Consider the following 13,357-nt stretch of genomic DNA (forward strand, 5'->3'; position numbering starts at 1 on the left):
TACGTTGATAGGCTGCAGGTGTAAAGACAGTAATGTCAAAGCCGAGCAGTACTAATTACCCGAACGGCTTTCCTACAGCGAATCTTTATCTCATTTCCCTAACGTGTCAAACCATACCGAGTGCGACGGATATGTATCGGAAGATACTCGCACGGTTTGCAGAGGCCGAGGGGTCGGAGGCCCGGGGTTGCAAGACGAAGCAGTTTCCCTCTGTGAAAAAGTTCTTTTAGGTGGTTATAGCAGTGAGGTTCCACCTCTTCCCATTCCGAACAGAGAAGTTAAGCTCACTTACGCCGATGGTACTGCGGTTATCCCGTGGGAGAGTAGGTAGCCGCCTCTTCAAGGTCAGATCGTAAGGTCTGACCTTTTTTTGTGCCCTGCTGCGAACCTGCCCCGGAACCCCTCCGCTGTGAACGGCTGACAAACCAGGTCCGGCGGGCGCGATGCTCCCGGGCGGCGGGAATAGGTGTGGGCTGCAAGGAGTGAAGTGGTCGGTGGCTCGGAAATTCTCGGTTTGTAACTGCCCTTATGGTGAATCTTCCTTGAGGGCTGCAGGGAAAGGTGGAGGTGGGTGAAACGGGACGTGGGGGCTATGGTCTTGTGTGGGCGAGCGTGGAGAAAGCGTGGGCGGCCGGTCATTTATGGCGTACGGCAAAAGTAAAGACGGGAAAGATGATCTATCTTCCCCGTCTTGAAAAGAGAGTGAGGTGTTGTCGGATTATTTCTCGTTTTTAACAAAGTCAAGCAGGGCTTGGGCCGTCGCTTCGGGCTCCTCGAGAAAGCCCATGTGCCCCGCATGTTCGAGCCAGACGACTCGGGCTTCGGGGTGGTCGGCAACCATCTTCTCGGCGACCTCCAGGGGAATGTAGTTATCCTTGCGACCGAGGATAAAAAGGACCGGTACTTTCGTTTGCCGCAGCATTTCGTTCTGATCCTTGCGGTCGATCATGCCGTTGAGCAGGGCCACGATGCCGTCGTCCTCGGTGATGAAGACCTGCTCGGTCAGATCCTCGATGTAGTCCTTCATCCGATCGCGGTTCTCCTCGGCAAAGCCTGCCGCCGGTGCCACACGGGCCAGCAGCTCCTTGCGTCCGGCACGGACAAGGGCTATCTCCCGGCGCCGGTTTTCGGCCTTTTCCGGGCTGTCGGGATTCGGGGTGGAGCTCAGCAGCACCAGGCCGTCAAGCATCTCCGGGTGACGTTCGCAGAAGGCCAGCGCCACGTAGCCGCCCATCGAGTGGCCGACAAGGGTGCAGCGCGGGATTCCCAGCGCCTTCAGCGCATCGGCCACCGTATCGGCCAGAAACTCCATCGAATGCTTCTCGCCCTGTACGACCGAGATGCCGTGTCCCGGCAGGTCGAGTGTAACGACCCGCACCTCCTTGTACAGATAAGGTACGAAGTCCTCCCAGACCAGCATCGATTCCAGGTATCCGTGCAGCAGGACTATGCATCGGTCGCCCTTTTGGGAGTCGCAGATGTGCAGGGGCGTGGACCCCGCCATGATGAATTTTTCGATCATCGGTTCAGTGGGTTATTCCTCTTCTTCGTCATCGAAATAGTCGAGGGCGGATTCGCGCTTGGCATAGGAACGGTAATCCTCCTCGTCATCCTCTTCCTCATACTGGCTGTAGAGCGTGTGACGTTCCTTACCGCTCTTGCGGAGCGGTTCGAGGCGTTTGGCCTTGCGAAGTTCATCCGTGTCGTGTTCACGGATTCCCTTTTGTGTTTTCATGGGTTGGGAAATGGAAATGGTTGGGAATTAGAAATTTTCGCGCTCGAACGTGCCGCCGAAGACCCGGCGTGCGGGACCTGTCAGACGGACGTCCGTATAGATTTGCGTGTGTGCTTCGTGGGTGAAACGGACCGAGAGTTCACCGCCGCGGACCGTGATGCGGTAGTGGTGCGTGTCGTGTTGCAGGGCGAAGTTGGTGACGATGGCGGCTGCCGTGACGCCGGTTCCGCAGGCGAGCGTTTCGTCCTCGACGCCTCGTTCGTAGGTGCGTACGCTGAGGGTGCCCGTACCGATCACCTGGACGAAATTGACGTTCGTGCCCTGCGGGAAGCGGGCCGTATCGTAGCGGATGGCGCGGCCGCGGGAAACGACATCGACCGCCTCAAGATCGTCGACAAACTCCACGTAGTGGGGAACCCCCGTATTGAGAAACCACCAGTTGTCGCCCGTGCGGATCTCGCGCACGGCGATCATGCCGAGTTCGATTTCGCCAGAGAAGCCCTTGGTCCGGTGGATCCGGGCGGTGTGCAGCCCGTCGGCGGCATCGAAGAACTTGGTTTCGCCGCCGATGCCGAGATGTTCGGCGAAGAGGGTGAAACAGCGGGCTCCGTTGCCGCACATCTCGCCTTCCGAACCGTCGGCGTTGTAGTAGCGCATCGAGCAGTCGATTTCGGCATTGCGCGCAAGGGTCATCAGACCGTCGGCTCCGATTCCGAAATGGCGGTCGCACAGTCGTGCGATCAACGCCGGATCGGGGGTGAAGAGCCCTTCGCGGTTGTCGATCAGGATGAAGTCGTTTCCGGCCCCTTCGTATTTGGCAAATTCAGTCAGCACCTCATCGGTAGTTTTGGAGCAGCATCTTCGGCCGCAGGTATTTCCGGCCCCTCACGGACGAAGGTTTCTCTCTGGCAAAAATAGTAAAACTTCTAAAAGTTTTGCTACTTTTGTGAAAAAATCGGCCCCGAATTGATGCAAGGTGAGGCCGATTGGTGTGGAAAGAAGAATTTTAATCCGTAACTCTATGAAAAGTGTGCTGTTCAAGCATCGTTCCATCCGAAAATTCCGGCCGACACCCATCCCTGCGGAGGTGTTGCGCGACTGTCTCGAAGCGGCTACCCGCGCCTCGACGTGCGGCAACATGCAGCTCTATTCGCTGGTTGTCTCCCGTGATCAGGCGCTGCGTGAGCAGTTGGCTCCGTGTCACTTCAACCAGCCCATGGTGACTCAGGCCCCGTGTCTGGTGACGGTTTGCGCCGATATCCACCGTTTCACCCTGTGGTGCGAACAGCGCGATGCCGATCCGGCCTACGACAATTTCGCCTGGTTCCTGAACGCCTCGACCGATGCCCTGCTGGCTGCGCAGAACTTCTGCATCGAGGCCGAGAGCCACGGTCTGGGAATCTGCATCCTCGGTACGACGATCTATACCGCGGGCGACATCTCGCGGATTCTCGAACTCCCGAAGGGGGTGATCCCCCTGACGACGATCGTCGTGGGCTATCCCGACGAATCGCCCGAACTGACCGACCGTCTGCCGCTGGAGGCCGTGGTCCACTACGAGAAGTATACCGACTACACGGCGGCCGAGATCGACGAACTGTGGGCCGAACGCGAGGAGTCGGAGCAGACCAAACGCCTCCTTGAGGAGAACGGTCTGCCGAATCTGGCCCGTATCTTCACCGAACGGCGCTACGTGCGGCGGGACAATCTGGCCATCTCGGAGAGCTATTTCGCCCTGTTGTGCGAGAAGGGTTTCTTCAACAACCACTGATCATCGCACGTTGCAGGTGGGTCGGTTGTGCCGTATACTGGTTGTTGCGGTGCTGGGCTTTGTCGGCTCGGCCTGCAGCGTCACGCGGCATATCCCCGAGGGAAGCTACTTCCTGCAGAAGGTGCGCATCGAGGCCGACCGCTCGACCCCCCGCAAGGAGCGGATCCCCGCCTCGGAGCTGGAGAAATACATCCGCCAGACGCCGAACAAGCGCTTCCTGGGAACCAACTTCTACGTCTGGCTCTATGAACAGGCCGATCCGGCGAAGGAGAACCGCTGGAACGAGTGGAAACGCAAGATCGGCCAGGCACCCGAACTGCTGGACGCAGGTCTGGTGAAGAAGAGCACCGAAAATCTGAAGGTTTATATGGATTCGAAGGGCTTCTTCCATTCGCAGGCCTCATTCCGCATCGATACCACCTCGCGCCACAAGCGCGCCACGGTGATCTACTCCACGCATCAGGGGGCTCCCTACCGCATCGATTCGGTCTCGTACCTCTTCCACGACAAGTTCCTCGAACAGATCGTGCTGCCCGACACGGTGCATACGCTGCTGCGGCCGGGGGCGATCTACGACGTCACGGTGCTCGACGCCGAGCGCGAACGGATCACGGCCTATCTCCGCGACCAGGGTTACTACAACTTCTCGGTCAACAACATACTCTATCTGGCCGATACGCTGGGCGGGGACCGCAAGGTCGATCTGCAGGTGGTGATCAAGCAGTATCTGGCGGGTTACGATGCCCGGGGCAAGGCCATCATGGACAACAACCTGGTCTACCGTCTGGGCAAGATCAACATCTTCCCGGATTACGATCCGACGGAGATCCGCAACGATACGACGCTCCTTTCGCGTCTCGATACGCTCGATTACCGCGGTCTGAACATCATCTACGAGAAGCGTCCGAGTCTGCGCCCGCGAGTGCTGCGGCAAACCGTGCCTCTCTACCCGAACTACGTCTACAATTCGTCGCGCGTCAACCGGGCCTATGCCGATCTGATGTCGCTGGGCTACTTCAAGAGCACGCGCATCGCCTTCGAGGAGCAGCCGCTGGCGGCCGATTCGAGCAACTACGTCTCCTTCATCGGTTCGTCGGCCGATTCGACGCAGATGCTCTACACACGTGAGGGGTATCTGACGTGCAATATCCTCTGTACACCGACGCTGCGTCAGAGTGTCAAGGTCGACGTGGAGGGGAGCACCACGTCGAGCTTCTACGGGCTGAAGGCCACGGTGGGCTACCAGAACCGCAACATCTTCCGCGGGGCGGAGTCGTTCGATGTGTCGTTTGCCGCGGGCTACGAGTTCATGAAGGCCCCCGATGCCCGGAAAAAACGGGCCACGGAGTTCGGGATCACGGCGGGTCTGACCTTCCCGCGCTTCCTGGCGCCGTGGCACATGCGCCGTTTCCGCAATGCCAACCAGCCGCGGACGAAGATCGAGGTGGCGGTGAATTTTCAGGACCGCCCCTACTATGCACGTACGCTGTCGAGTGCGGGTCTGACCTACTCGTGGACCAACAACCGCTATTCGAGTTTCTCGCTGCGCCCCGTCGACATCAACGTGATCGACATGACGCGCCCGGTGGATCCCGAATTCCTGGGTAGCACGCAGAACAAATACCTGATCAACAGTTTCCAGACGCAGTTCATCGGCGGCCTGTCGTTCAGCTACAGCTACAACAACCAGCGGAAGAATTTCGGCGGCAACGCCACGACCATCCGTTTCAATGCCGAGACGGCGGGCAATCTGATCGACGCCGTCGAACATGCCTTCTTCGCGCCGGCGGCCGGCAGGGATTACTATACGATCTTCGGAATCCAGTATTCGCAATATTTCCGTACGGACCTGAGCGTCAGCCGCAAAATCATGTTGGGCGATGTGACGGCGCTGGTCGGCCATCTCTACGGCGGTGTGGCCATGGCCTACGGCAATTCGCAGTCGGTGCCCTTCGACCGGCAGTTCTATTGCGGCGGCAGCAACGGCATGCGCGGCTGGACGCCTCGTACGCTCGGACAGGGCTCGGTGCCCGATCCGCACAACGACTACCCCGTGCAGACGGGTGACGTGAAGCTCGAGGCCAACGTCGAACTGCGTTTCCCGATCTGGGGCATGATCCACGGTGCCACCTTCTTCGATCTGGGCAACATCTGGTACATCCGCCAGAATCCGGCCGAATACTCCGACGAGGCGGTCTTCCATTTCGACCGGTTCTACCGGCAGTTGGGATTCAATACGGGATTGGGCCTGCGCTTCGACATCAAGTTTGCGGTGCTGCGTCTGGACTGGGGTATTCAGCTCCACAACCCGAACAATCCGGCCGGTGAGCGGTGGATTCACAACTTCAAGTGGAAGAATACGGCGCTGAACTTCGGCGTCGGCTATCCGTTCTGACCTGCCGTTTCCGTCTTTCCGGCTCCTTTCCGGCCCCGTCCCGGCCGCCATGTACTTCGCCTGACTCCCCGGCCGATCTCCCAACCAGACGTTCTCTGTCCGTTTTTTTTTCCCCCCCCCTCCTCCTCCGACAATCCTCTTCGTCGGAGGGCACCCTGCTCCATGTCCCGGGCGTTTTCCCGATCCGTTTGCAGTATCTCCTCCCGGCGCGGCCCCGTCAGAAGGGGTAGCCGATGGCCAGGTGGAATCCCAATCCGTCCTTGAAACTGGAGATGTTGTAGTAGCCCCGCTTGTCGGGGTTCGGATAGGGGGTGTGGAGCCCGATGCCGAGGTCGGCGCGGATGACCAGATAGCTGATGTCGTAGCGCAGACCGAATCCCGTACCGAGCGCAATGTCGTTGAAGAAGGTGCTTCCCCGCAGGGCGGCTCCCGGACGGTTGGGGTCCGCCTTCAGCAGCCAGACGTTCCCCGCATCGAGGAAGAGGGCGCCGTTGAGACGTCCCATGATCCCGAAACGCAGCTCGACGTTGGCTTCGAGTTTGAAGTCGCCCGTCTGGTCGAGGTAACCGTCGCTGTCGTCGACGGGCGGGCGGTAGCTGCCCGGACCGATCGAGCGCACGGTGAAGGCGCGGATGCTGTTGGCTCCGCCGATGTAGAACTGTTCGCTGTAGGGCATTACCTCGGAGTTGCCGTAGGCGTAGCCCACGCCGACGAGCAGACGTGTTGCCAGCCAGTTGTTGCGCTGTCCGAGGCGGCGGTAGAACTTCACCTCGCTGACCGCCTTGACGAACTGCGAAAACTGATTGTCGAAGAGTCGCTGGGGATGGTGTTCACCCGCGACCCCGAGTATGGCCGAGAGCAGGTTTCCCGCTTCGGTGAGGCTGTTCTGCCAGTAGAGGCGTCGGTCGCCCGTCTGCCCGTAGCTGCGGTCGAAGGTGTAGGTGTAGCCGATCGAGGGGACGAACTGGTTGCGGAAACTCATGGCGATCGAGGGGTTCTCGGCCATCGTCTGGTCGAAGCTCGCCGTGGTATGGAGCAGGCGGTTGTAGGTCAGGCGGAAGAGCGTCAGATCGTGGTGGCTGTAGGGCGAACTCTGGAAACGGTAGCCGGCCGATCCGCTGAAGGCCACCAGATGGAAGAACTGCGGACGGTTCATCAGATCGGCCCCCAGTTGGAAGGTGGTCGTACCGCCCGGACGCAGCCGCCGCACCCAGCGTGCGGGCAGCAGCAGCCGCGGCAGGTGAAGCGACGTATTGAGCCCCAGTTCGTAGGAGTTGAGCCGCGAGCTGCGGCCTCCGGAGTTCTTGTTGCCGGTCTGCCACTCGTAGGAGCCGTTGAGTTTGACGTCGAGACGCTCGCCGCCGCGGAAGAGGTTGTTGTGGCTCAGTGTCAGGGTGAGCCCCGGTCCGAGGAAGCTGTTCGACTTGGAGGTGACGTCGGTTTCGAGCGCCACCTCGAGCGGGGAGTCCATCTGGGCGATGATCTCCACGTCGAGCGAATCCCCGCCGCGCAGCGAATCGAGCGGTGTGACCGCAAGGTTCACCGAGCGGAAGATGCCCAGTTTGTTGAGTTCGGTCTGGGTCTGGTTCTGGGCCTCGACCGTGAAGAGCTCACCGGGACGAAGCCTCAGCAGGCGGTTCAGCACCCGGGGGCGGACCTTCATCGGCTGTTGGGCGATCACCGTGGCGCGGCGGATCCGCAGCGTGTCGAAGGGCCCCGGACGCCGATTGTGCAGCCGCACGGTGACATCCCCCACGCGGTAGGGGCGCAGCACGGCCTGCGGGAGGTTGGGCGTGAGGGCGAGCCGCAGGGCAACGCTTCGCGGGTGGAGCGTCGTATCGGCCAGGTACTCCAGATAGTCGGGACGGAAATAGTAGTAGCCGTTGGCGCGCAGCGTCGAGGCGATGCGTTGCCGTTCGGCGGTGAGCGTGTCGAGGTTGTACTGCACTCCGGGGCGAAGCGGCGAGGTGTGCTGCAGACTGTCGATCAGGGGCTGCATCGTACTGTCGGCCTTCGGATAGGCGATCTCCCCGTAGTGCCACGGCGGAGCGATGCGGAGCGTATAGTCGACCTTGGCCTTGCGTCCCCGCTTGCGGTAGCGCAGCGAGTCGGAGGCCTGCGAGCCGAAGTATCCGAAGTTCTCGAGAGCCTGTAGGGCCACCTTGGTGCGCAGTCCGGGTTGGACCTTCGAGATCAGAACGGGCTCCTTGGCCAGCCGCCGGTAAAACCAGTATTTGAATCCCTTTTCGCGCGGGGTGTAGCAGTAGTTCCAGGCCCAGAGTCCGATCGGGAAGGGGGTGCGCACCCAGGGGGCGTAGAGCGGGTTGTTCGGGGCCACGGAGAGGGGTTCGCGGGCAGCATCTTCGGCCGCCGACGTGAGGACGACCCCCGAATCGGGCAGGATCCGCAGGTGTTTGACCCCCGTGTAGAGGACTTCGCCCTCGGGGATGCGGCGCGTGGTGGAGCAGCCGGCCAGCAGGAGCAGTCCCGCCAGGGCGGCGAGCGTACTATTGAGGATCGTCTTCATGGTTCTCGGGTTTTGGCGTGCGGGGTTTCGACGAGCGGAAGAGGTCGCCCAGGCGCGAGAGGCGCTTGCGGATGACGAAGCCGACGCCGGTTTCGGTGATCTCACCCTCGAGGATACTCTCGTAGCCCGTATGGCGGAAGAGCTTGATATACATGTTGTCGCGTTTGTCGAGCATGTATTCGATCGAGATATCGTCGATGAGGTTTTCGCGGAGATTCTGCGAGGGGTCGCTGTCGGTGCTGAACTTGCCGCCGATGACCGCCCGGATGCGGTTGCTGAAGAGATTCTTCGACAGCCGGTAGGAGTAGTCCGTGTGCTGACCGTTGGGGTCGTCCTGGCCGTAGGAGTCGATGCCGAACGAAAGGTCGACCCCCTTCAGGTTGTTCTGCGCCCACTGGTTGAGCTCCTTCTGGATGAAGGTGTTGAGCGGATTCTCCGAGCTGACGCGGGCCGAGGTCCCCGGACCGGTGTAGGTGTTGTAGATCAGCAGGTTCATCGCCTGGTTGGCGCGCTGTTCGGCCGTCAGCGAGTTGAGCTGGTTCTGCATCGTGAGGTCCTCCGGAGCCGAGAGGTCGAAGCTGATGGCCAGATTGGTGAGCGTGTTGCGGATATTGATCGAGATGTTGAAGTTCACCGCGCGGGAGTTCTCGCCGTCCGACGAGACGTTGGCGCGGACGCTCTCCACGGCCGTGATGTTGAACGACGGGTCGGCCACGTCGCCCAGCCACTCGACATAGCCGTCCGGCTGGATGCGGAAGACCTTCTGTGCGATGACCGGCGGATTGTACTGCACGGTGCCGCCCGTGAGCAGGTAGCGGCCCGAGAGGCGCATGTCGCCCAGCGGGTTCATCGTGAAGGAGAGCTCCCCGCCGCCGCGCAGGTCGATGCGGTTGCTGCCGTCGGTCGAGAGGTCGACGGCGGCCTTGACGTCGTTGTTGATGTCGATGTTCAGGGCGACGTCCATGCCGCCGATTCGCACGGGCGGCAGTTCCTCGAAGGCTTCGCGGTTGTCGATCCGGGCGAACGAGACGAAACGGACCACGTCCTGCGACTGCTGTTTGACCTCGAGCGGCGAACTCTGCATGACGTAGTTGATGTCCGTGCCGCCGAGCAGCGCGACACGACCCCGTACGGCCAGCGCGTCGATCGGCCCTCGGATCGAGGTGTTCAGGTCGAGATAGGCCTGGCCGTAGACCTCCGTACGCTCCCGGCGGGGAACATTTACGAACTGGAAATCCGAGGCCTGCAGCCGCAGGTCGGCCGTCATGCGCTGCAGGTCGGAGAGGTCGATCTGGCCGTCGATGGTCAGCGGCTGGCGGTTGGGGGCGAGGATGGCGTAGCGGTCGAAGCGCAGGCGGCTCTCGTCGAAGCGGATCGTATCCTCCGAAAGGCGGAACGAGGTGCCGATCATCGGCACGCGGAGCTCCGTGCCGGCAAAGTGCAGGCGTCCGTTGAGCTGCGGAGCGTCGATTGCGCCTTCGGCCTGCAGGCGGCCCGAGAGCGAGCCCGTCAGGCGGAGCATCTCCGCGGGCAGGAAGGCGTCGAAGCGCTGCAGCGGGAGTTCCCGCAGGGCGATCCGCGCATCGAGCGGCGAGGGGGCCGCGGCATCGTAGGAGGCCGTGGCGGCAAGCACCTCGGCCGTGTCGATGGCCAGACGCACATCGGCACGCTGTTCACGACCCTGTCCGTAGCGGGCCCGGAGGGCCAGGTCCCCGAACGGCTGCCGGTCGTAGGCGAGTTCGCCGACCGTAATGTCGCCTCCCAGCGCCAGCGTATCGCGCCCCAGCGTCAGCGAGAGATCGGCTCCCAACTGTCCGTCGACGGGCGGTGCCGAAGGGAGCAGTTCGAGCATCGAGCCGATGCCCAGTCCGGCCATTACGAGGCGAATGCCTGCCGTGCGCTCCGAGGCGGGGATCGAGTGGAGGGCGAAGCGCTGTGAGCCGCGCGCCAGATCGAGATCGGCCTCCAGCTGCCGGTCGTAGCGGTAGACGAGGTAGTTGCCGGGATTGACGCTCCAGGGTTCGAATCCGAACTGCGGGTCGGGTTCGAGACTCAGCCGTATGAGCGAGTCGTTCCACGTGAGGTTGAGCCCCGAGCGCAACCCCTCGCGACCGCTGCGGTCCCGTTGGTAGAGGTGCATCGTGGCGGTATTGTCGACCAGATCGCCGCGGAGTCCGGCGGCGGCCACGTGGTCGAGATTCCCCGGAGCGTTGGCCATCCGCAGGGCGTAGTGCATCCGTTGTCCCTGCTGGCGCAGCGACATGCCGATGGTGTCGATGCGCAGGTTGCCGGTCGTGAGCCCCTCGACGCGCATGCCGAGGGCCAGCGGCAGTGAGTCGCAGTTTGCTCCGCGCATTTCGAGCCGGCGGAAGGCCATGCGGCGCGTGCGCAGGTAGTTGTTCAGGATATTGTTCTGTCCGGCCGTGAGCCGCAGCAGAAAGTCGGGCAGCACGGGTTTCAGCGAGTCCATGTCGAGTCGTTGGGCGCGGACCTGCCGCTCCAGTTCCTCCGTGCTGTGGGGCAGCAGGGCCAGGAAGCGTTCAAGCGATTCGGGGGTGCGGAACTCCAGTTCGAGGTCGCCCGACCGGGCTGCTGCCCGGGTTCGGGCAGAGTCGGTCGCAAATTCGAACGACGTCGGGCGGATCGTCTCCGTCTGCGCGCCGTTGCGCACCCGGATGCTGTCCAGCGCCACACGGGCGGCGTAACTGCCTCTCTGTGTGGCCGAAGCTTCGGCTTCCAGGTCGAAGAGTCCGCCGATCGGTTCGCTGACAAGGCCCAGTGCCGCCAGATCGAACCATCCGACACGTCCCATGAGCCGGGCCTGCTTCTGCTCGCGGGTCAGCCGTCCCTCGAGTCCGAGCGACAGGAGCAGCGCCGAGTCGCGATCCTCGATGCGTCCTTGCAGCTGCTGGTTGGCCAGTTCGGCCGTAATCCCTACGCCGCCGAAGTCGCGGCCGCGGTATTCGGCTTGTGAGACCTCCAGCTGCAGCCGGCTCCACGTCGCCGGATTGTATGGGTCGAAACCCTTGCCCCGGGCGTCGAGTGCAAGCCCCAGCCGTCCGAGCGAGTCGGCCGGAAGGAAGCTCCCCATCGGGAAGCTGTCGGCGCGGATCGCCGCTTCGTAACGTTCGTGGCGGGCATCGAAACGTCCGTCGATACGGATGCGCCCCTCCTCCGTACGGCGCTGTCCGGCGCGCAGGAGCGAACTCAGCACGTAGTTCTGGCTGTCGATCCGCGCCGTAGCATCGATTCCGATTTGCCGGGGCAGCGCCAGGCGTCGACGCAGTGCCGTGTCGGGCACCGTTTCGAGCAGGAAGGCTCCGTTGCGCAACCGACCCCGGATGCGTGCCGAGGCCGTCAGATGCCGGGGATCGAGCGGATAGCGGGCCCGGCCGTCGACGGTCAGCCACAGATGGTCGGGCGAGGTGATCTGCAGGTCGATCCGGCGAAGATCCTCCAGCGTTCCGTCGGCCGTGAGTTCCATGCCGATCTGCCGGTTGCGCAGCGCGGCGGGCAGCAGCGCGGGGACGAGCCGGGCCACATCGTTCGTCGCCAGGTCGGCCCCGAGCGAAGCCGTCAGCGGGGTCTGCGGCTCCATCCGCAGAAGACCGCCTCCGGCCTCCAGGTCGGCCGCAAGGCGTGAGGCTGCGGTCGCGAGTGAGAAGCCCGTCAGGCGGATTGCCGTCGAGTCCATCGAAAAGCGCCCCCGGGTCTGCTCGACCTCCAGTCCGCACCGCTCCCGGAAGGCCAACTGCCGGATCTGCAAAGCCAGATCGCTGCCCCGGTTATAGAGCGAATCGACGGCGACATGGACCCCCGCGAGTTCGATCCATGAAGGATCCAGCCCCTGGGTGGGGTGGTGTCCCGCTACGCCGTATGTCAATTGATTGTCGTTCAGCTCTATGCCGCCGACCCGTATGGTCCAGGGCGCCGATGCCGGTTCGCTCGCCGGAAGGTCACCCTCGGCCGGAGTCTCCTTTGCGGCCGGGGCCTCCTTTGCGGACGAAGCTTTACCCGCCCGCTTGCCGCCGTTGGCTATTGTAATCGGAGGGGTGCTGTTGTTATCCGAGGTGCTGCGGCCGTCCGGGTTGTCGCTGTTATTCGGGTTGCCTCCGTCGATTGTTGCGGAGCCCTCTCCGGTCGGCGTTCCGGTCGGAGAGGACGCTGTCAGCCAGGCGTAGCTCCCACGGTCGAGTTCGATGCGCGTCACCTCGACCTGCCGGCTCCCCAGCCCGACACGGCAGCTGTCTACACCCCCTTCGGCCAGTCGGACGGTCAGCTCTGAGCCGTCGCTCTCCATGGCAAAGCCGGTTTGGCGGATCGAGAGCCGATTCACCGCGATTTCCCACCCGAGCGGAGCCGTCGTGTCGGGCTTTTCGACCTGTTCGCCGGAGCCCGTTCGGAGCCATATCGAGGCGCTGTCCAGCGCAATCCGTCGGATCGAGGCCCGCTCCTCGCGCAGGGCTGCCCGGGCTTGTTCCACCCCGAAGCGTGCGGCCGCGATCCGCATGTCGAATCCCGTCGCGGTGTCGTGGTAACGGGCCTTCAGCCGTTCGATCGTCAGATCGCGCAGCACGGCCTGACGGCGGATCAGCGGCCAGGGATCCACATCCAGCGTCAGCCGGCCGCAGTCGACCAGCGTGTCACCCCGGTCGATGAGCCGCACTTCGCCCACCGCAAGCCGCAACGGAAAGCCAAGTCGCAGACTCCCCACCGAGAGTTCCATGCCAAGTGCCTTCGAGAGCGGTTTCACGGCTTTGCGCCGTGCGAAATCCTGCACCCACGGTACATAGAGCAGTCCAATGACGACGAACAGCGTCGCCACCACGGCCAACAGACTCCATCCCGTATATTTGAGGAACTTTCTCACGATCAGCCTACGCCCGGCGGAATTTTACTGCAAGGTACAAAAAGCGGGCGATTAATCCA

At 62.5% G+C, this 13,357-nt stretch carries 7 protein-coding genes and 1 rRNA gene; 3 read left to right on the forward strand and 5 right to left on the reverse strand.

Features of this window, described 5'->3' with window-relative positions:
• Positions 1 to 226 precede the first annotated feature (226 nt).
• Positions 227 to 340, forward strand: a 5S ribosomal RNA gene (rrf, locus tag B5E60_RS04565).
• Positions 341 to 718: 378 nt separating this feature from the next.
• Here the strand turns inward: rrf and B5E60_RS04570 are convergent.
• From B5E60_RS04570 to dapF, 3 genes are read right to left on the reverse strand one after another with little or no spacing between them, the layout of a single operon-like run.
• Positions 719 to 1,522, reverse strand: coding sequence for an alpha/beta fold hydrolase (locus B5E60_RS04570; RefSeq protein ID WP_087309817.1), 804 nt, complete (start codon positions 1,520 to 1,522; stop codon positions 719 to 721).
• A gap of 12 nt (positions 1,523 to 1,534) precedes the next feature.
• Entirely contained in the window at positions 1,535 to 1,735 is a 201-nt protein-coding gene (locus tag B5E60_RS04575; RefSeq protein ID WP_087309819.1) for a hypothetical protein, read from the reverse strand.
• 27 nt (positions 1,736 to 1,762) lie between these two features.
• Positions 1,763 to 2,569, reverse strand: coding sequence for a diaminopimelate epimerase (gene dapF / locus B5E60_RS04580; RefSeq protein ID WP_087309821.1), 807 nt, complete (start codon positions 2,567 to 2,569; stop codon positions 1,763 to 1,765).
• 187 nt (positions 2,570 to 2,756) lie between these two features.
• On the opposite strand from dapF, the gene B5E60_RS04585 reads away from it, so the two are divergent.
• A complete protein-coding gene (locus B5E60_RS04585) occupies positions 2,757 to 3,506 on the forward strand; it encodes a nitroreductase family protein (protein WP_087309823.1) in 750 nt (249 codons plus the stop codon).
• Between the two features lie 16 nt (positions 3,507 to 3,522).
• Complete coding sequence (gene tamL, locus B5E60_RS04590) at positions 3,523 to 5,901, forward strand: translocation and assembly module lipoprotein TamL (RefSeq protein WP_087310079.1); 2,379 nt, start codon at positions 3,523 to 3,525, stop codon at positions 5,899 to 5,901.
• Between the two features lie 217 nt (positions 5,902 to 6,118).
• On the opposite strand, the gene tamL (B5E60_RS04595) is transcribed toward tamL (B5E60_RS04590), so the two are convergent.
• Both tamL (B5E60_RS04595) and B5E60_RS04600 read right to left on the reverse strand, forming a co-directional pair.
• Positions 6,119 to 8,428, reverse strand: a complete 2,310-nt coding sequence (tamL, locus tag B5E60_RS04595) for a translocation and assembly module lipoprotein TamL (protein ID WP_087309825.1) — start codon at positions 8,426 to 8,428, stop codon at positions 6,119 to 6,121.
• Positions 8,409 to 13,298 (reverse strand): translocation/assembly module TamB domain-containing protein, encoded by a 4,890-nt coding sequence (locus B5E60_RS04600; protein WP_239403227.1) that lies wholly within the window; start codon positions 13,296 to 13,298, stop codon positions 8,409 to 8,411. Before B5E60_RS04600 ends, tamL (B5E60_RS04595) begins: the two co-directional genes overlap by 20 nt.
• Positions 13,299 to 13,357: the final 59 nt, after the last annotated feature.

Origin of the sequence: Alistipes sp. An116, from assembly GCF_002161005.1 — a bacterium.
GTDB classification, from domain to species: domain Bacteria; phylum Bacteroidota; class Bacteroidia; order Bacteroidales; family Rikenellaceae; genus Alistipes; species Alistipes megaguti.

What these genes read in the sequence shown, in the direction of transcription:
- B5E60_RS04570 (WP_087309817.1), bottom strand. Translation starts at nt 1,522, where the DNA reads ATGATCGAAAAATTCATCATGGCGGGGTCCACGCCCCTGCACATCTGC.
- B5E60_RS04585 (WP_087309823.1), top strand. Translation starts at nt 2,757, where the DNA reads ATGAAAAGTGTGCTGTTCAAGCATCGTTCCATCCGAAAATTCCGGCCG.
- tamL (WP_087309825.1), bottom strand. Translation starts at nt 8,428, where the DNA reads ATGAAGACGATCCTCAATAGTACGCTCGCCGCCCTGGCGGGACTGCTC.
- B5E60_RS04575 (WP_087309819.1), bottom strand. Translation starts at nt 1,735, where the DNA reads ATGAAAACACAAAAGGGAATCCGTGAACACGACACGGATGAACTTCGC.